The sequence below is a fragment of the Luteolibacter sp. AS25 genome, assembly GCF_046736275.1.
In the GTDB taxonomy this organism is placed as follows: domain Bacteria; phylum Verrucomicrobiota; class Verrucomicrobiia; order Verrucomicrobiales; family Akkermansiaceae; genus Luteolibacter.
The window spans coordinates 1,530,648-1,548,070 of the sequence record NZ_CP151837.1 but is presented as its reverse complement, the minus strand read 5'-3'; the positions used below and the strand labels follow the sequence as shown (position 1 = coordinate 1,548,070).

Below are 17,423 nucleotides of genomic sequence, written 5' to 3'. Positions count from 1 at the left end.
CCGGCATCCGGCGGAGATATAGATCATGAAAACACTGAAAAAAATCGTATTCTGGCTGCACCTCGTAGCGGGAATATTCTCCGGCAGCATTGTGCTGGTGATGGCAGTCACCGGTCTTACTTTAGCCTACGAACGGCAGATCACCGATTGGGCGGATGATTTCAAGATTAGTGGTGAACCTACTTCTTCCTCCCTGGAAATTGGAGAACTGCTCCCTTCAACAGCTGATCCGGCGCTCTCCGGTATCCTCTTTGAAAAAGATCCTCAACGACCGGTCGCACTCAAATACGGTAGGGAAAAAACCGAATTTTACGACCCCTACACCGGCATACCACTTGGTGAAGGAAATACAGCAGTCCGGTCATTCTTCCACACAGTAGTCGGCCTTCACCGTTGGCTGGGATTGGAGGGTGCGGCGCGTCCTGTGGGTAAGACAATAGTCGGCATCGCAAACCTGATTTTCCTATTTCTGATTATTTCGGGCATCTTCATCTGGCTGCCCAAAAAATGGACAATTAAAACCCTACGATCCATCACACTATGGAAAAGAGGACTCAAAGGTAAAGCAAGAGACTGGCGCCTGCACAATGTCGCCGGTATCTGGGCAGCACTTCCACTCCTTGTAATCGTGCCCTGCGGCACAGTCATCGCCTTTCCATGGGCCAGCGATCTGGTCTACAAAATCGTGGGAGAAACGCCACCGCCGCACGGTAAGAAGAAACGCGGCCACGGGAAACCTGAAGGTCCCGCAATTGAAATCAATACCCGCTCCCTTGATCAGGCCCTAGCCACCGCAAAAGCCGAATTCCCCGAATGGCAAACCATCCAGATGGATATCCCGCCGAAGAAATTCGTAACCGTCTCCATCTCGGACATGCATCGCGGCCGCCCCGACAAACGTAGGGAAATTAGAGTGAATTCGAAATCAGGAGAAATTGAGCAAATCGAGGATTTCTCGTCACTTTCCACGGGTAGACAGGCCCGCACATGGATCCGCTGGATCCATACAGGTGAAGCCGGCGGAATGCCCGGCCAGACCCTCGCAGGACTCTCCGCAGCCAGCACCATCCTCCTGATCTGGTCTGGATTTGCTCTATCCTGGAGGCGATTCAGAAATAGAAGACGCAAGACAGCGCAGTGAATTCCGCTGGATAAGTTCTCGCAGGTCTTCGCTTTCTCACTATGAGAAAATAACAACAAGGCACACAATTCTTTGCATCGATCCCGATCATCTGCGATCCTCCCGCGCCCCTAACTCCGTGGGGGCTTCTCAGTTTCAATCTCCAAGAATTTCATGTCCCCTTCCCTAGCTATTATCGGCGGCTCCGGCCTCTACGAAATCGAATCGCTCGAAGTCATCGCTCGCCACAAAATAGAAACTCCTTTTGGCGATCCTTCTGACGAAATCATTGAGGGGAGACTGGCCGGTCGCACCGTATATTTCCTCCCCCGTCATGGCAGAGGACATCGCCTGCTGGCCCATGAAATCAACCACCGTGCAAACATTTGGGCACTGCGCTCGCTCAACGTTCGATGGGTCGTCTCAATCACAGCAGTCGGTTCCCTTCGCGAGGAAATGCCACCGCGCGATGTCGTTGTCCCGGACCAATTGGTGGATCGTACCGGCCGCGCCCACGAACATACGTTTTTCGGAAATGGAATAGCCGCCCATGTCAGCTTCGCGGACCCATATTCGGAGCAAATGCGCGATCTTCTCCTCGAAGCATCCGTTCAACACACGAACCGACTTCACAATGGCGGAATCTACACAGCCATGAACGGCCCGGCATTCTCAACCCGCGCGGAGTCCGAGATGCACCGTCAGCTTGGATTTGACCTCATAGGAATGACAAATGCAGCCGAAGCACGCCTGTGCCGGGAAGCAGAAATCGCCATGGCCACACTTTGCCTAGTCACCGATTACGATTGCTGGAAAACCGACGAAGCTGCCGTGGACGTGGCTTCGGTAATTGAAAACCTCCATGCTAACTCCTCTTTGGCCAAAGACATCATCCAAACCATCATCCCGATGATTCCGGAGGAACCAAACTGGCCGGAGCATAGCTCGCTAGCTGCCGCGATTTTCACGCCCAAGGAAAATTGGCCGGAGCAAACCAGAAAGAATCTCGAGCCGATCCTCTCACACTACGCCTAAGTATTCGGTTCCTACGATTTTCACCTCGAAATCGATAAGATCATTTACCAGATGACCTCCCAGTCGGTGGAAGAACTTCCCTGAACCATAGATGATACCCCATCGCGTCCGATCAATGCTGAAAACCGCCTGAGCCGCTGGTTTTCCTTCCGGAGTGATTCCACTGACGGCATCTAATTCGATGGGGTGCGTCTGCCCCTTGATCATCAAACCCGCTTTGATGTGAAGATTCGGCGCGCCAATGCCTGCATCAGGAATCCGCTCACTTTTCGTAATGATCAAATGAGCATCGGGGTATTTCTCAAGGTCTAAAAAGTCATCGTTGTGCAAATGCGCAACCAGAACATCGTGCATATCGGTTCCGAGTAAGTCGTCACACTCCAGACGTGCCAGATCTATCAGGAACTCTCCAGTGGTCAGGCATCCTTGTTCGAATTTCATTTTACCGTGGGCGAGACCCACAGTTCCGGTGTGTTTGTTCAGTAGATTTCTCCCCGTCCACGATAGCTTCGATGACTCCTTATCGATCAGATAAACCCCATCTCTAATAGCTTGTGCATCCTCCGCGGATCTTCCCTGTATGACATCCAACCCAGCTCTAATTGCCGCCTCAATTCCGCCTTCGAGAATGTGTATGTCTGAATAACCCGCACGGAGCATCTTCTCGAAAGCAGCGGCAGCCTCGTGGCTCTTCGAGTTTTCTCCATAAATCACAGTCAGCTTTCGCTTCTCCGGGGCCGCTTCCACGAGCCGGTCCACAAAGGACACCTCATGAACGCAATTGTTCGCGGCACCCTTCAAGTGGCACGCTTCGTAGTCATCCTGAAGGCGCACATCAAGAACCTGCACCGTGTCTTTTATTTCCAGAAAATGTTCGGGTTTCATAATGGGAGAATATCCAATCGCATCGATACGCATTTCCGCAAGCTTCCCTTCAGACTGCGTAATTCTGCTATGGTCGTGCATTTTGCAGATAAATCAATTCCATCTGTTTGCACTCATGGCTTGCGGTTGCATACAGCGTAAAGCAAACGAGGGTAGGAAGCCATTGGCACAATGGCTGCAAAAGTCTCCCGTATAGACCTATGAAGATATTCTCGAAATTTTTACTTTTGATCGCCGCAGCAATTCCCGGGGTCTCGTGCTCTCCGAACCGGCCTGCCCCGAAAACGATCTCCAGCTTTGATGCGGAACGCTACACAGGGGAATGGCATGAGATCGGACGCCTCCCTAACACCTTTGAGCGCGGTCTCGTGGCAGCAAAGGCAACCTACGGAAAAAACGCGGACGGAACAATTAGTGTGAAAAACGAAGGGTTGAAACCTTCAGGAAAAGAAACCGGAATCGAAGGGAAAGCTACTCAGCCCAAGGTGTCGGACCCAGGCAAACTTCTTGTTCGCTTCGACAGATTCCCAGCCAATCTATTTGCCGGGGATTATTGGATCCTCGATGTAAATTCTTCCTACACTCGCGCCTTGGTCGGATCACCCGATTACAAATTTCTTTGGCTTCTCTCGAAGGATCCAGCGGATGGTATTGAAGATTTCACTACCCAAATATCCAAGGCCAAAGAACTTGGATATGACACAGATTCCATTTTCTATAACCCGAAGAGGGTCAGCGAATAATCGGATGTTTTATGAAATAATTATAAATCGGGAATCAGGTTCCGGAATATTCCGGGAAGCCGAGAATGTAGCGAAGCTGGAGGGAATATTTTCCGAAGCCGGACACGATACGAAAGTAACAGTCGTAGCCCCTGAAGAGCTGGAAAACGTGCTAAAGGTAGCAGCATCCTCTGATTCAGGTGCCATCATTATCGGAGGAGGAGATGGCTCGGTTACCACTGCAGCGCGTTTCCTGAAAGATACGGGGAAACCTTTGGGAGTCCTCCCCCTTGGGACCTTCAACCTCGAGGCCAGGGATCTGAACATACCTCTCGATCCGTTCGCTGCGGCAGAGAAACTGGTTGATGCGGACATCGTTGATATCGACCTGTTATCCGTGGGAAATGAGCTCTGTCTTTGTGCGATGGTGATCGGTTTCTACCCCGCCCTCGCAAAGTCGAGAGAAGATTTCCACGGCAAATCCTGGTGGAAAAAAACTATTCGTGTGATCCACGAGGTAGCGACAGTTGCGATCAAATCGCCCGCCCTGGAATTGGAGACATCGGGACATAAGGAAGTGATCCAGCAGAAAACCCGCCTAGCAGCGTTCTCTCCTGGAAGCTATGAGGAAAATATCGGCACGCTCCCCGCCCGCGAAGACCTTTCCTCCGGCCTGCTCACTGCATATGTTTCAGCGCACCTTAGCCGTAGCCAAATGTTGAAAGCAGCATTCAAGTTCATGACCGGCACTCTGCTGGAAACTGAAAAAATGATACAAGCTGAGGCTGAAAAAATTATTATTAAGGTAGGTAGCAAAAGAACTATCCCTGCTATGATTGACGGAGAAATTATTCAGATCAAACTCCCCTGTGAACTCAGGATCCTTCCGAAGGCCCTGCGGGTTCTACGACCGAAAAAAACCTAGAAAACATGTCTTTCAGACTTCTACATTACTCGGATCCCCATTTCGGGGCTTCGGACGAAAGAGTGGCAAATGCGGCCATTCTGATTGCACAGCATCTCGAGCCAGATCTTACAGTAGTTAGCGGAGACTTCAGCATGCGCGGTAGGAAATGGGAATTTGAGGCGGCACAGACATGGTTGGCCAAGCTACCAAAACCGCTCCTTACCTTCCCTGGCAACCATGACGTCCCGGGCCTCAATCAACTCGCTGATCGCTTTTTTTCACCGTTCAGGCGTTTTAGGAAATACATCTCGGAGGTGGAAGAACCCTCGGCAAAGCTTGGGAATGTGGGAGCATTGTGCAGTGCAAACTCCTCCACCCCGTTCGGGCTACATCTCGACTGGTCACGTGGATTTTTAGGCCCTATGCAGGCGCACGCCGCCAGCACATTTTTTGCGGATCTCCCGGAGGATCAGCTTAGGGTTTTTGCCATGCATCATCCTGTTCTAGGATCCGGACAAAAGGCTCGGGCACTCGTATCACCTATGCCCATGGTCAGTTCCTTCCTACAGAGATCACGGGTGGACCTGGTTCTTGCCGGACATTTTCACCAATCGAAGACAGCACTGTTTCCCTCACCAAATAGTGACTCAAGAAGCCTGGTGGTTTCTCAGGCCCCGTCGATATGCTCCACCCGGTTGAAGGGTGAACCCAACGGCTTTCATCTGATCACACTCGAAAAGGATGCCATAGAAATTGAGCTTTGGCGTTGGGATCTCGATAGATTCAAGCCCTCATATACCCGGAGCTTCCAACTCCATGAAAATGGCTGGACCAATGCCTGAACGAAAAATCGAGAAATAAGAAAACCGGTAGCGGACTATCATCCACTACCGGCTTAAAAATGTCAGTTGGGCCGCCGTCGCTCCAAATCCTCGGTTTCCTTGAGACGTCGAGCGGTGGCCACCCCGAAATTATTACCAATCGACGGTCGGAAAGTAGCTTTCCGAGGGGGTTACACAAGTCACGTTAGATAACAGAATCAGTCGTGATCGGACTTATTGTCGATCACCTGTGCCTCGGTTGCAGTCGGACGCGTACCCGAGTAGCTGAGACCAGGGACAACCTTGCGAACCAATTTGGTGAGGCCGGACTCCGCTTCGTCCATTTCATGCTCCGCCTGTCTCATTGCTTTCTCCCAGGCTCCGGCAAATCCGGGTGCCTGTTCGCGCATCGTGCTGATGGCCATCTCCTGCATACGGAAATGACGTTGCTCGTTTTTATCAGGCTTGTTCTGTAGAGCTGCGAGAGTGACCCGTAGGTTCTCATTCTGCGTTTTCAGCTTTTCAATTTCCTTTGTGAGGGAGTCGCTACCTGTAGCGGTAATCTTGAGTTGGGTGTTGAGATGGGACTGGAGGTCCTTCATCTCACCTTCGATACGCTTGTTATCACGCTTGAGTTGCATCTTCGTGGTGATCGAGTTCTTGAGAACAAAAACCGCGAACAACAGTCCGAGAAGAAGACCCAAGACGAAAGGCTGGGTCATGAAGTTAAAAATGTCTCTGATTTCCATAAGATAATTATATTTAGAGCCTATTCGGTGGTTGCGCCAGTGTTGTTTGTTTCAGTTTGGACTTCAGCCGGCTCCTCATCACCGATCGCCTTCTCTCCCAGCAGATCGATCACTTCGTCGCTAATATCCTTTTGCTCTTCGCTGACGTAGAGGACAAATGGCACGCCTGTGTTACTATTGCCTGAGATATCCACCACACCGGTGTAGTTTTGTTCCTCGGCAATCTGCTGCGCCGCAGCATTGATTCGCTCGAGTGAACTCCTCATGGCTTCGACCATTTCCTTGTTGATACGCTTGTCCTCATCGGTCCGGAACCTTTCGAATTCCTCCTGAAGTGTTTGTGCCTCCTGACGTTTGATCTCGTAGGCGCGGACCATTTTTTTACCATTTTCGGTATCCAGCTGGTCCTTGTTTTCCTGGAGCTCCACCTGAAGGGACTGAAGGGACTGGATAGTCGTACGGAGCAGCTCCGCACGCTTATCAAGCATTACTCCTTCTTTTTGCTCCTTGATATTCCTCTGCATCTCAGCAGTCGAAGGGAGGTCGCGGTAGATATCAGTGATTCTGACAACCGCGAATTTGGATTCGGCTAAAAGGGCCGAGGTAAGCCCAAGCCAAGCTAAAGTGACAAAAAATTTCATGATTTCCGAAGCAATTTAGCTATGGCCAATTGCTTTGTCGACCTTGGACTAGATTTCGTGCACTGGCAGCGCAGCCACCTCTTCCCTGATCTTCTCAGCGAGCGGAGTGGAGAGATAACGCTCACTTGAGGAGCAACCAACCGTAACGATTCGCTTGCCCTTGAATTCCGGACGTTTGGCAATTTGCATGGCTGCATAGACATTCGCACCAGTCGAGATACCGGCAGGTAAACCTTCTTGCTGAGCGAGTGCTTGAGCGGTCGCAAATGCATCTTCGTTGGAAACAAGAATCGTCTCGTCAATGATATCGACATTCAGGTTGCCCGGGATGAAACCAGCGCCGATTCCCTGAATCATATGCGGACCAGGTTGGCCACCGGAGATCACCGGACTATTTTCAGGCTCAACCGCAAAAGTTTTCATATCGCAGCGGGATTTCAGAACCTCTGAAACACCAGTGATAGTGCCACCTGTGCCAACGCCTGCAACGAAAGCAGCTATTTCGCCATCTGTATCACGCCAGATCTCTTCAGCAGTGGTATCGCGGTGAGCCTGTGGGTTGGCAGGGTTATCAAACTGACCCGGTCCAAACGCACCTGGAGTCTCATCGAGAAGTTTCTTGGCCATTGCAATGGCGCCACCCATGCCTTTGGCACGTGGTGTTAGGACCAGTTCTGCCCCAAGCAGTCTGAGCAGAACCCGACGCTCCACGGACATGCTTTCCGGCATAGTAAGGATACAACGGTAGCCTTTGGCACGTGCCACGAATGCTAGTGCAATCCCTGTATTGCCCGAGGTCGGCTCGATGATGAGACCGCCTTCTTTCAGAAGGCCATCGCGCTCACCCGCTTCGATCATTGCTTTACCGATACGGTCTTTAACACTGAAGAGAGGGTTGAAAAATTCAGCTTTCACACAAATTTCCGCCTCGAGACCTTTGGTAATATGATTGAGACGGATGAGAGGAGTGTTTCCGATGGTCGAAACCATGCTATCGCAGATATTCATAATGTTGGATGGAGTTTTGGGTTGAAATAATTGGGGGTAATTAAACAGAGATTCTTAGATCTGAAAGTCAGAAGTACCGGAATCGAGATGCAATCCACATTCATACTTCTCTCCATTGAAGCGTGTCCCCTCGGCAGATCCGTCTTCGGAAGGCGTCGTGCTGTGCCAATCGCCCATTGTGACGTAACCCTGCTCGGCGAGCGGATGGCGCGGAAGATCATTCTGGTGAAAGAAAATATCCACCTGAGCATCCGCCCAATCCAGGATTGGATAGACTTTTAGCGTCTTCTTCTGAGCTTCTGCGAAAGTCCGTGTCTCCCTTGTCTGTGAATGAGCGCGCCGGAGCCCGCTAATCCAGACATCACGGCCTGTTTCCTGTATCGCCCTGTTCATGGGTTCCACTTTGGTAATCAATCCATACTGATCCGCGCCTTCTTTGCCCTGCTCCCATAAATTTCCCGATACAGCCTGCATGCGGGCCGCGGAAATCCTGGGATGGTATACCCGGTAATCTAGTGGGAAGCGTTTCATCAACTCCTCCGCATACCGGTAAGTTTCAGGAAAGAGGAAACCGGTATCGATGAAAACCACAGGCACTTCAGGAGCGTGCTTGTATAGTAATTCAAGCATTACGGCAGCCTGAAGCCCGAAGCTGGTGGTCGCTATCAGGCGATCCCCCAGCGTATCCTTCAAATACTCCAGACGCTGACCTGCATTCAAGTCGGAGAGCGCATCGGACAACTGGCTTACACCGTCGATCAACGGTGCATCAGAGTTGTTTCTAACAGCGTTCTTAATCATATGAGTTGTGCGCACAATTGCACGCTATGGAGCCACCGCCTCAGACGCGTGCCTCTTCTTTGATGTTTTTATGGAAATCTTTTCCTTCCGTCGTCTCGGAGACGTATCCTGCACGGATACAGAAGTCGCCGAAGCGTTCGCCTTCATTACGGTTCTTTCCGTAATCCAGGATGATAGGGCCTAAAAGCTCCTTCACTTTCTCGCCGGGGAAATTCTCGCGATACATTTTCGATAGGCGCTGCCCTGCAAAACCTCCACCGAGGTAGACGTTGTAGCAACCGGGGGAGCGACCCACGAAGCCGATCTCGGAAATATAAGGCCGAGCACAACCATTAGGGCAGCCAGTCATACGGATTGTGATCGCATCGTGACGCAGGCCGGCTTCTTCGATGACTTCCTCCAACTCACCAAGGAGCGAAGGAAGGTAACGTTCGGCTTCAGCAAGGGAGAGACCACAAGTAGGAAGGGCGACGCAGGCAATGGAGTTCAGGCGCAGCGCACTCTTCTCGTGGCTATCTTTCATTCCATATTGCTCTACCAGCTTTTCGATTTCAGAACGCTTCTCCGGAGAAACATTCGCGATAATAATGTTTTGGTTCGCAGTCAGACGAAAATCGCCCTCGTGCACTTTCGCGATTTCACGAAGACCTGTGCGCATCGGATATGTATCGGTATCAAGCACCCGACCACCCTGAATAAATAGAGTGAGGTGTGAGTTACCGTTTTCACCTTCTACCCAACCGAACCGGTCACCGTTGTCTTCGAAAACGAAGTCGCGGACAGGGCCAAGCTCATATCCCAGATATTCATTGAGCTTGTTGAGAATCCACTCCGGACCGTGGTCGTCTACGGTGTATTTCATCCGAGCATGTTTGCGTTCCGTGCGATCGCCGAAGTCACGTTGAACCATCACAACTTTTTCGGATACATCGACGACTTGGTCGACGGTGCAGAAGCCAATGATATCAGCAGTGCGAGGATAGGTCTTTTCATCGCCATGAGTCATCCCCATGCCGCCACCGACAGCCACGTTGAAGCCAACGAGCTCCCCTGCTTCCACGATCGCGATAAATGAGAGGCAGTTCGCGTAGATATCCACATCATTCGACGGAGGAACTGCGACGGTAATCTTGAATTTACGTGGTAGATAAGTCTTTCCGTAGATCGGTTCGAAATCTTCTTCGCTGGTCTCCACCTTTTCACCATCCAACCACAGCTCGTGGTAGGCACGGGTAGCAGGTGTTAAGTGATCGGAAATTTTCTGTGAAACATCCAGAACCTGCGCGTGTACATCCGAGAGGTATGGATTCGGATTGCACATCACATTCCGGTTCACATCTCCACATGCGGCAATGGTATCCATCGCAGCTTGGTTGATCTCAGCGATAGTCCGCTTGAGGTTGGATTTGATGATGCCGTGGAACTGGAACGCCTGGCGCGTGGTAAGTTTGATCGTTCCGTTTGCGAACTGAGTCGCGAGCCGGTCGGTCTCGAGCCATTGCTCGGGAGTAGCTACACCACCGGGAACGCGGATGCGGATCATGAATGAATAAGCCTTCTCAAGCTTGTGCTTGCGGCGCATTGGGCGCAAATCGCGATCGTCCTGCTGGTATGTCCCGTGGAACTTCAGCAACTGCTGATCGTCCTCACACATGGAGCCTGTGGAAAGGTCCGCAAGTCCTTCCGCGATCGTGCCGCGGAGATAGTTGCTGCGGATTTTAATCCCTTCGTTTGCTGCTAATTTTTCTTCAGCCATGGTAAAATTCTTTCTGATGTTTCGGGTTGGAAATTCTTAGTAAACGTCGCGCTGGTAGCGTTTTTCTTTCTTCAGCGCTTCGACATATTGTTCCGCTTCTTCGCGGGATTTTGCGCCATAGGCCTGAACCGTGCAGACCAAGGCTTCATGGACATCCGCCGCCATTCGGGTGGCATCGCCACAGACATAGAAGTGGGCTCCTTTTTCAAGCCATTCGTAAAGTTCTTCGCCGTGCTGGAGCATTTTATCCTGCACGTAAATCTTCTCCGGTTGGTCACGTGAGAACGCCACATCAAGCCTGGTGAGAGCGCCGCTTTTCAGGTAATCCTGCCATTCCAGCTGGTAGAGGAAATCGTAGGTGTAATGTTGGTCGCCAAAAAACAACCAGCTTTCACCCTTTGCCTCCGTAGCAGCACGATGCTCCACGAATGCGCGGAAAGGAGCAACCCCGGTGCCCGGACCAACCATGATGATTGGAGTCTCATCGCTAGCAGGTAGGCGGAAATTTTTGTTCGGCTGAACGAAAATCGGAACGCTTTCACCGGTCTTGGCTACGTCCATCAGGTATGTGGAGCACACACCCTTACGCTTGCGGCCATTCGTTTCATAACGCACGGCAGCCACGGTGAGATGAACCTCATCCGGATGAGCCAGCGGGCTTGAAGCGATTGAGTAAAGGCGAACCGGGAGCTTACGGAAAACAGAAACGAGAGCCTCCGCAGGCAGACCGTCGTGTGCGAAATCGATGATAGCATCAACGATCTCACGACCATGGATATACTCCTTGAGCTGCTCTTTGGCTCCCTCTTCCAGCAATTCCGCCAGCTTCAGCGAACCCGAAGCCGCCTGAAGCTTTTTGAGAACAGCCTTGGAAAGCGCTGTGATATCGAAGTCTTCGCGCAACGCATCAGCGAGCAGTTTCTTTCCGATTGTTTTCACTTCCACTTCCTCGGTGCCGGTCAGTTTCGCAGCATTAAGGATATCTTTGATCATCTGCGGGCAGTTCATCGGCAGGACAGCCAAAGCATCTCCCGGCTCATAGCTCATACCGCTGCCTTCAAGTGAGAATTCCACATGGATTGTCTCCTTTGCCGAACCCTCTCCATTGAGAAGAACATTGTCACCAATCTCCGAAGGAAATGGATTTTTCTTTCCGTATTCGGACGTCACAGGCGCGGGAGCGAGTCCGCCGACTACTTCAGCCGGAGCTTCCGGAGCCAGTGTGGAAATTGCTTTTTCGAACCATTCGGTGAAGGCCTCCTCGTAGTCCACATCGCAATCGGCACGCGGCGCGATACGCTCTGCTCCAAACTGCTCCAGACGTGCATCGAACTGTTTTCCTATCTCACAGAATTTCTCATATGAGGTATCACCCAGTCCGCAAACCGAGAATTTGGTTCCGGAGAGCTTCAGATCCTCGGACATGAATGACTTGTGGAATGCGACAGCTGTTTCAGGTGCCTCCCCGTCGCCCCAGGTGGATACGATCACCAGAAGATTCTTCGTTCCTACCAGATCAGCAGGAGCGATTTCGGACATATTTTTCATCACCGCCTTGAACCCCTTTTTCTTGGCCTGCTTGACCGCACGGTCAGCGAGCTCTTCGGAGTTACCGCTTTCCGTTCCATATAGAACAGTCAACTTTCCTGCGGATACAGGCGCTACGGCAGCAACAGGTGCGGCACCAGCAGCGAGATACCCACTAAGCCAGCCACGCTGGAGTGAATTAAAGCTAGAAATAAGAGAATCAAGCGACTTGCGCTGATCGGTTGAAAACGGCGAACTCTCGGGAATCATAATCCTTAGTAAATTACCTGTTTTTGTCAGGTTTCCCGAAAAATGTGCTGCCGAAGCGCCAATTATGCAACAACTATTTAGGAAAATTTGGCGGGGGCTTACTGGCCAAATAGTTCTCCCCAGCAGTATTCACCGAATAATTTCCTCATGTGTAACTGAGATGTCACCTCACCCGAAAGGCAAACTCCATGATACAGGTGGTAGATTTCTTGTGGTAATCCATACCCCATGCTAGCTCTACGGTAGAAAATCCATCGCGGAAGCAGTCCAAAGGACCAGCGCTGGAGATTCGCCCAAAGTTCATCGATATTTCACCCATGCCCTCTGTTCATGTTGCCTTAGCTGACCGCTCTTACCCGGTAGTTGTAGAAAAAGGATTGCTCTCCCGGGTCGCCGAGTTCCTCGCCGAGCAAAACCTCTCCCATCTCAGACCTGCTATCATATCCGATGAGACCGTCGCAGAACATCACGCACAGGCATTGTTGGATGGTTTCGGTGAAAACCAACCAACCTTGCACACCATACCTGCGGGCGAATCTTCTAAATCCCTCTCGGAAATCGAAGGAGTTTGCCGCGAAATGATCCGCGCAGGTCATGACCGCCGCTCTATCGTCATCGCCTTGGGTGGCGGCGTCGTCGGAGACCTCGCCGGTTTTGTGGCGTCAATTTTCTACAGGGGTATTCCCTTCGTTCAAATCCCTACGACAATCGTCTCCCAAGTGGATTCTTCCGTTGGCGGAAAGACCGGTGTAAACGTAGCCGAAGGAAAAAATCTCATCGGAGCATTCCATCAGCCAAAACTTGTGCTTGTGGATCCGGAGACACTCAAGACCCTCCCACCCCGCGAGTTCAACGAAGGGTTTGCAGAAGCCATCAAGCATGCAGCTATACGCGATGGCTCCATGCTGGACGACCTGATGAGCATTGATCCGGAAACGAGAGACGTCCCTGCGGACCTTCTGGCACGAAACATCTCGATCAAAGCCCGGGTAGTAGAGGCCGATGAATTCGAAACAAAGGATATCCGGGCGCTACTGAACTTCGGCCACACCATCGGCCACGGCATCGAAGCCTCTCTTCCCTACGGAGAAATCCTCCACGGTGAGGCCATTTCCCTCGGCATCCGCGCGGCACTCTACCTCTCGGAAAAACACTCCAGACTCCCCACGGAAGATTCCGGAAAAGTTCTCGCCGCCATGAAGCATTTCCATCTTCCCCTGGTACTTACCGAAGCTATTCCAACCTCGCGTGTGATGGAAAAACTCACGCGGGATAAGAAATTCAAATCCGGAAAGATCCGCTTTGTAACGCTTACGGGGTTAGGAAACGCACAGGTTATCGACTCATTGACCGCCGCAGATCTGGAAGAAGCCATCGAGCATCTTCGCTCCTAGATTTTTGGCGTAAAAAATGCACGTGGGAGGCGTTAAACCCTCCGCACGTGCTGATAAAATACCTGTGGATCAATGCTCTCTGCAGAACTGCTCGAAGCGAGTCAGTCCTTCGTTGAGAATGTCCAGAGTAGTGCAGTAGCTGATGCGGATACCGTCATCATATCCGAATGCGATTCCTGGAACAGCGGCGACCTTGTAGCGCGAAAGAAGTTTATCGCAAAGATTCATGGATTTCAGGCCCATTTCACCGGTGTATACGAAGAAGTAGAATGCGCCCTCTGGCTCTACCACGCGGATGTTCTTGATCGCTTGAAGGCGGGAAAGGACGAACTGACGTTTTACGTCGTATTCGCCGCGGAGGTCTTCAATAAATGACTGATCACCTTCCAGAGCAGCAAGGGCTCCGTATTGTGCGAAGGTAGTTGCATTGGAAACCGAGTGATTCTGCACCTTGTCGATCGCTTCGGCAACCGGCTTCGCAGCGGCTGTGTAACCGAGACGCCATCCGGTCATTGAGAACGCCTTGGAAAAACCGTTAACGGTGATTGTGAGATTATAGAGTTCTTCGCTGAGCGAAGCGATGGAAACATGTTTCGCATCTCCATAGACAAGTTTTTCGTAGATCTCATCGGAAAGGATCATGATGTCTTCCGCAGTTGCGATTTCACCAAGAGCTAGAAGCTCTTCTTTCGTGTAGACTGCACCGGTAGGGTTACCTGGGCTGTTGATGATTACCATTTTAGTGGCAGGAGTCATCGCGTCCTCGAATTGCTCCGGGGTCATTTTCCAACCGGTGGATTCCTTCACTTCCACAAGAACCGGAATACCACCAGCCATGCGCACCATTTCCGGGTAGGATACCCAGTATGGAGTCGGGATGATCACCTCATCACCTTCCTCAACGACCGCAAGGATCGCGTTGAAACAGGCCATTTTTGCTCCAGAAGTCACGCAGATCTGGTTTGGCTCGTAGTTGAGATCGTTGTCTGTCTTAAATTTTTCGGAGAGCGCCTTGCGGAGCTCGGGAATACCACCCGCCGGTGTGTATTTGGTGCGGCCATCCATGAGCGCCTTGACAGCCGCTTCCTTGATGAAAGTTGGGGTATCAACTTCCGGCTCGCCGCCTGCAAGTGCGTAAACCTCTTCGCCTCTGGCGATCATAGCCTTGGTTTGTGCGGTAACGGCTAGTGTTAGAGAGGGTGAAACCTTTTCGATACGTGATGAAATGCTGTGCATGATTGGCGATAAAGTTGATTTTGAGAACGTTTGCCACCCGTTGCGGACACGCGCAACAGTTTATGATGCACCTCCGAAGCGGGCGGGGCTTGTTTTGCTCTCTTGATAGGTCTGTTGCAAGAGAAATGGTTTCAGAAAATCAGTTACGCGAACCGACTCCCTGAAACCATTGAAAATTCCGTTTGGACCACGAATCGAGTTTAAGGACCCGCTCAGCCGATATGGATCAGACCTTCCGGATCGCGTCCAACTCGCTCGGGCCGTTTTTGGTATCGTCGATAGGATAATTTACCGAATCTAGAGCTTCTTCTCTGTCTTCCGAGTCCAGTGCCTCTTCCTCATTGGCTAGAGTTGCTTCGTCCCTTCTTTCATTTTCGGCTTCTTTCAGGCCCATTTCCACCATTTCGGCATTCGGGTCTTCGTCAACATAAGGAGGAGCCATGGGACTATCCGGGCTGGAGGAGGCGCTAATTACAGGGTCGATAGGATACATAATTTTATTTTGTTGTTATCCCCTATCTCGCAAAAGTCGTTCCATCCTCACTTCCAAGCAAATAGAGGGAACGCGGCGTCCCTCCACTGTGTTTTCACCGCATCTTGCAACGGCGTTCTTGCAAAAACCAGAAGTCCGCCAAGGGCCTAAAACGGCCAGAAAATCGGAATGAAAATAACCGCTATTACCCATAGAATTAGGTTCAGCGGTATTCCGATTTTCAGGAAATCGGCAAATCGGTAGCCACCCGCCCCGTAGACGTACGTATTCGTCTGGTAACCGATCGGAGTGATGAAACTTGCACTTGCTCCGAACATGATGGCGACAAGAAACGGCCTCGCATCCACATCTATTGACGCAGCGATTGAAATAGCGATCGGCGTCATCAGGATCGCCACCGCGTTATTTGTGACAAGCTCCGTAAGAATCGAAACCAGGAGATACATGGCAGCCAGAATCACCAGTGGCCCAAACTGTTGCATCGAGCCTGTAACCCCCATCGCGATCCATTCGGCGGCACCACTCTTTTCCATCGCCAAGCCAACGCCAAGCATACCGTAAATCATGAAAAGCACGTTCCATTCGATACTGTTATAGGCCTCTTTCATATTGAGGCAGCGCATAACGATAACCAAGACAGCACCGACCAGCGCTGCGCTCGAGATTGAAATCAGATCAAGGGCCGAAACAAGAATCACCAGTAGCAGCGCGGCGATCGCATAGCCCATTTTCGATTTCAGGCGTGTATGAACCGGCACCTCATTGAGGCTCAGGAAACTCCCCTCTTCGTTGAGCCGGATAAAATTCTGCGTCGGGCCCTCCATCAGGAGTGTATCGCCGAAGGCCAGGCGCATTTCCTGGTATCCCTCGGAAAGATTCACTCCCTTGCGGTGCACAGCCACCACAAGAATACCGTAGCGCCGCCGGATCTGACAATCCCTCACACTTTTACCTATAAGTGAGCTCTGCGGCCCGATGATAGCCTCAACCGTTTTCACTTCGAACCGCTCACCATCCTCCTGCTGCTCCTTTGCTTTTTCATGAAGCATCCTCACATGAGGCGTACTTTGAAGGACTCCAAGCTGTTTCGAGGTACCCCGGAACCATAGGATATCACCTTCATGAAGTGTGATCGCATCCAGAGGGATATCGTCCACACGCCTGCCCTGCCTGATCACCTCGTAGACGATCGTCCGCTTTCTCTCCGTAAACATCGGATGCTCGATGAGCCTCTCTCCGATCAGATCAGAACCCTGTGTGACCTCCACAGCACTGGAGAACCTCCTCGTATCCTCCGCATCAAGAAGACTACTTACAGTATCCCTTGAAGGCAATAGATGCCTCCCGATAAAGTAGATGTAAAGGAAGCCAAAAAAGGCGTAAATGATCCCAAGTTTACTGATTTCGAAGATGCCGAAAGCTGGTTGCCCCGAGTCCTTTGCCAGACCGGCGACTAGAAGATTAGTAGATGTTCCGATCAATGTGATCGTTCCGCCGAGGATACTAAGAAATGAAAGAGGAATCAAAAGCTTGCTGGCTTTCAATCCGGAGCTCCGGGTAAAGCTCATGATCACGGGCAGGAAAACAATCACCACCGGCGTATTATTCATGAACGCAGACAGCGGAATCGTGATCAGCCCGAGAATAAGGAGAGCTCTTACCAATGATTTCCCCGCCCAATTCTCGAATTTATGAGCGATCCAGTCGATGGCACCCGTGTGCGTTAGCCCTGCAGCGAGGACGAACATAGCTCCAATGGTCAGCGGAGCCGAGTTCCCGAAAATGCTGCCCAGATCTTTTTCATCCAGCACCCCCCCAACGAGAAGCAGGCAGAGTCCTCCCAAAGCTACCAGATCGGTAGAAAACCACTCCTTGGCGAAGGCGGCAAAAACCGCGATGAGCACGGCAAACGTGAACAACATATGAGTGGATTCCGGCAGCATAATTTCTTCCGGCCACTATATCAGAAAATTCCCCGGCAGGATAAAAACTTTCACTTCGTATGAAAATATTTCCGGAGTGATACTGCACAAAAAAATCCCCTCCGTGGTAAAGCGC

At 51.3% G+C, this 17,423-nt stretch carries 16 protein-coding genes; 6 read left to right on the top strand and 10 right to left on the bottom strand.

Annotated features, from left to right (window positions below):
• Positions 1-25: 25 nt before the first annotated feature.
• Positions 26-1,141, top strand: coding sequence for a PepSY-associated TM helix domain-containing protein (locus tag AAGA79_RS07155; RefSeq protein WP_411828089.1), 1,116 nt, complete (start codon positions 26-28; stop codon positions 1,139-1,141).
• Positions 1,142-1,294: 153 nt separating this feature from the next.
• The gene (gene mtnP, locus AAGA79_RS07150) at positions 1,295-2,155 is read left to right on the top strand and encodes an S-methyl-5'-thioadenosine phosphorylase (RefSeq protein ID WP_411828088.1); all 861 of its coding nucleotides are present in this window, start codon (positions 1,295-1,297) and stop codon (positions 2,153-2,155) included.
• Here mtnP and AAGA79_RS07145 read toward each other — a convergent pair.
• Positions 2,141-3,121, bottom strand: coding sequence for a YceI family protein (locus AAGA79_RS07145; protein ID WP_411828087.1), 981 nt, complete (start codon positions 3,119-3,121; stop codon positions 2,141-2,143). The two genes, mtnP and AAGA79_RS07145, sit on opposite strands and share 15 nt — an antisense overlap.
• Positions 3,122-3,240: 119 nt before the next feature.
• Here AAGA79_RS07145 and AAGA79_RS07140 point away from each other — a divergent pair, with 119 nt between their 5' ends.
• The 3 genes from AAGA79_RS07140 to AAGA79_RS07130 are packed head-to-tail and all read left to right on the top strand — an operon-like array spanning position 3,241 to position 5,511.
• Entirely contained in the window at positions 3,241-3,783 is a 543-nt protein-coding gene (locus tag AAGA79_RS07140) for a lipocalin family protein (protein WP_411828086.1), read from the top strand.
• 4 nt (positions 3,784-3,787) lie between these two features.
• Complete coding sequence (locus AAGA79_RS07135) at positions 3,788-4,687, top strand: diacylglycerol/lipid kinase family protein (RefSeq protein WP_411828085.1); 900 nt, start codon at positions 3,788-3,790, stop codon at positions 4,685-4,687.
• A 5-nt stretch (positions 4,688-4,692) separates the two neighbouring features.
• Positions 4,693-5,511 carry a metallophosphoesterase family protein gene (locus AAGA79_RS07130; RefSeq protein WP_411828084.1) on the top strand — a complete coding sequence of 273 codons (819 nt, stop codon included), beginning with the start codon at positions 4,693-4,695 and terminating at the stop codon, positions 5,509-5,511.
• A 197-nt stretch (positions 5,512-5,708) separates the two neighbouring features.
• Here the strand turns inward: AAGA79_RS07130 and AAGA79_RS07125 are convergent, their stop codons facing one another.
• From AAGA79_RS07125 to AAGA79_RS07100, 6 genes are read right to left on the bottom strand one after another with little or no spacing between them, the layout of a single operon-like run.
• Complete coding sequence (locus AAGA79_RS07125; RefSeq protein ID WP_411828083.1) at positions 5,709-6,239, bottom strand: hypothetical protein; 531 nt, start codon at positions 6,237-6,239, stop codon at positions 5,709-5,711.
• 20 nt (positions 6,240-6,259) lie between these two features.
• Complete coding sequence (locus AAGA79_RS07120; RefSeq protein WP_411828082.1) at positions 6,260-6,880, bottom strand: OmpH family outer membrane protein; 621 nt, start codon at positions 6,878-6,880, stop codon at positions 6,260-6,262.
• 48 nt (positions 6,881-6,928) lie between these two features.
• Entirely contained in the window at positions 6,929-7,888 is a 960-nt protein-coding gene (cysK, locus tag AAGA79_RS07115) for a cysteine synthase A (RefSeq protein ID WP_411828081.1), read from the bottom strand.
• 54 nt (positions 7,889-7,942) lie between these two features.
• Positions 7,943-8,689 carry a phosphoadenylyl-sulfate reductase gene (locus tag AAGA79_RS07110; RefSeq protein WP_411828080.1) on the bottom strand — a complete coding sequence of 249 codons (747 nt, stop codon included), beginning with the start codon at positions 8,687-8,689 and terminating at the stop codon, positions 7,943-7,945.
• 40 nt (positions 8,690-8,729) lie between these two features.
• Positions 8,730-10,445, bottom strand: coding sequence for an NADPH-dependent assimilatory sulfite reductase hemoprotein subunit (locus tag AAGA79_RS07105; RefSeq protein WP_411828079.1), 1,716 nt, complete (start codon positions 10,443-10,445; stop codon positions 8,730-8,732).
• A 36-nt stretch (positions 10,446-10,481) separates the two neighbouring features.
• A complete protein-coding gene (locus tag AAGA79_RS07100; protein ID WP_411828078.1) occupies positions 10,482-12,242 on the bottom strand; it encodes an assimilatory sulfite reductase (NADPH) flavoprotein subunit in 1,761 nt (586 codons plus the stop codon).
• A 317-nt stretch (positions 12,243-12,559) separates the two neighbouring features.
• Here AAGA79_RS07100 and aroB point away from each other — a divergent pair, with 317 nt between their 5' ends.
• Complete coding sequence (gene aroB, locus AAGA79_RS07095) at positions 12,560-13,636, top strand: 3-dehydroquinate synthase (RefSeq protein WP_411828077.1); 1,077 nt, start codon at positions 12,560-12,562, stop codon at positions 13,634-13,636.
• Between the two features lie 69 nt (positions 13,637-13,705).
• On the opposite strand, the gene AAGA79_RS07090 is transcribed toward aroB, so the two are convergent.
• The 3 genes from AAGA79_RS07090 to AAGA79_RS07080 form a co-directional block, all read right to left on the bottom strand.
• Entirely contained in the window at positions 13,706-14,872 is a 1,167-nt protein-coding gene (locus tag AAGA79_RS07090; RefSeq protein WP_411828076.1) for a pyridoxal phosphate-dependent aminotransferase, read from the bottom strand.
• 226 nt (positions 14,873-15,098) lie between these two features.
• Complete coding sequence (locus AAGA79_RS07085) at positions 15,099-15,365, bottom strand: hypothetical protein (RefSeq protein ID WP_411828075.1); 267 nt, start codon at positions 15,363-15,365, stop codon at positions 15,099-15,101.
• Positions 15,366-15,511: 146 nt separating this feature from the next.
• Positions 15,512-17,308, bottom strand: coding sequence for an SLC13 family permease (locus AAGA79_RS07080; protein WP_411828074.1), 1,797 nt, complete (start codon positions 17,306-17,308; stop codon positions 15,512-15,514).
• Positions 17,309-17,423 lie beyond the last annotated feature (115 nt).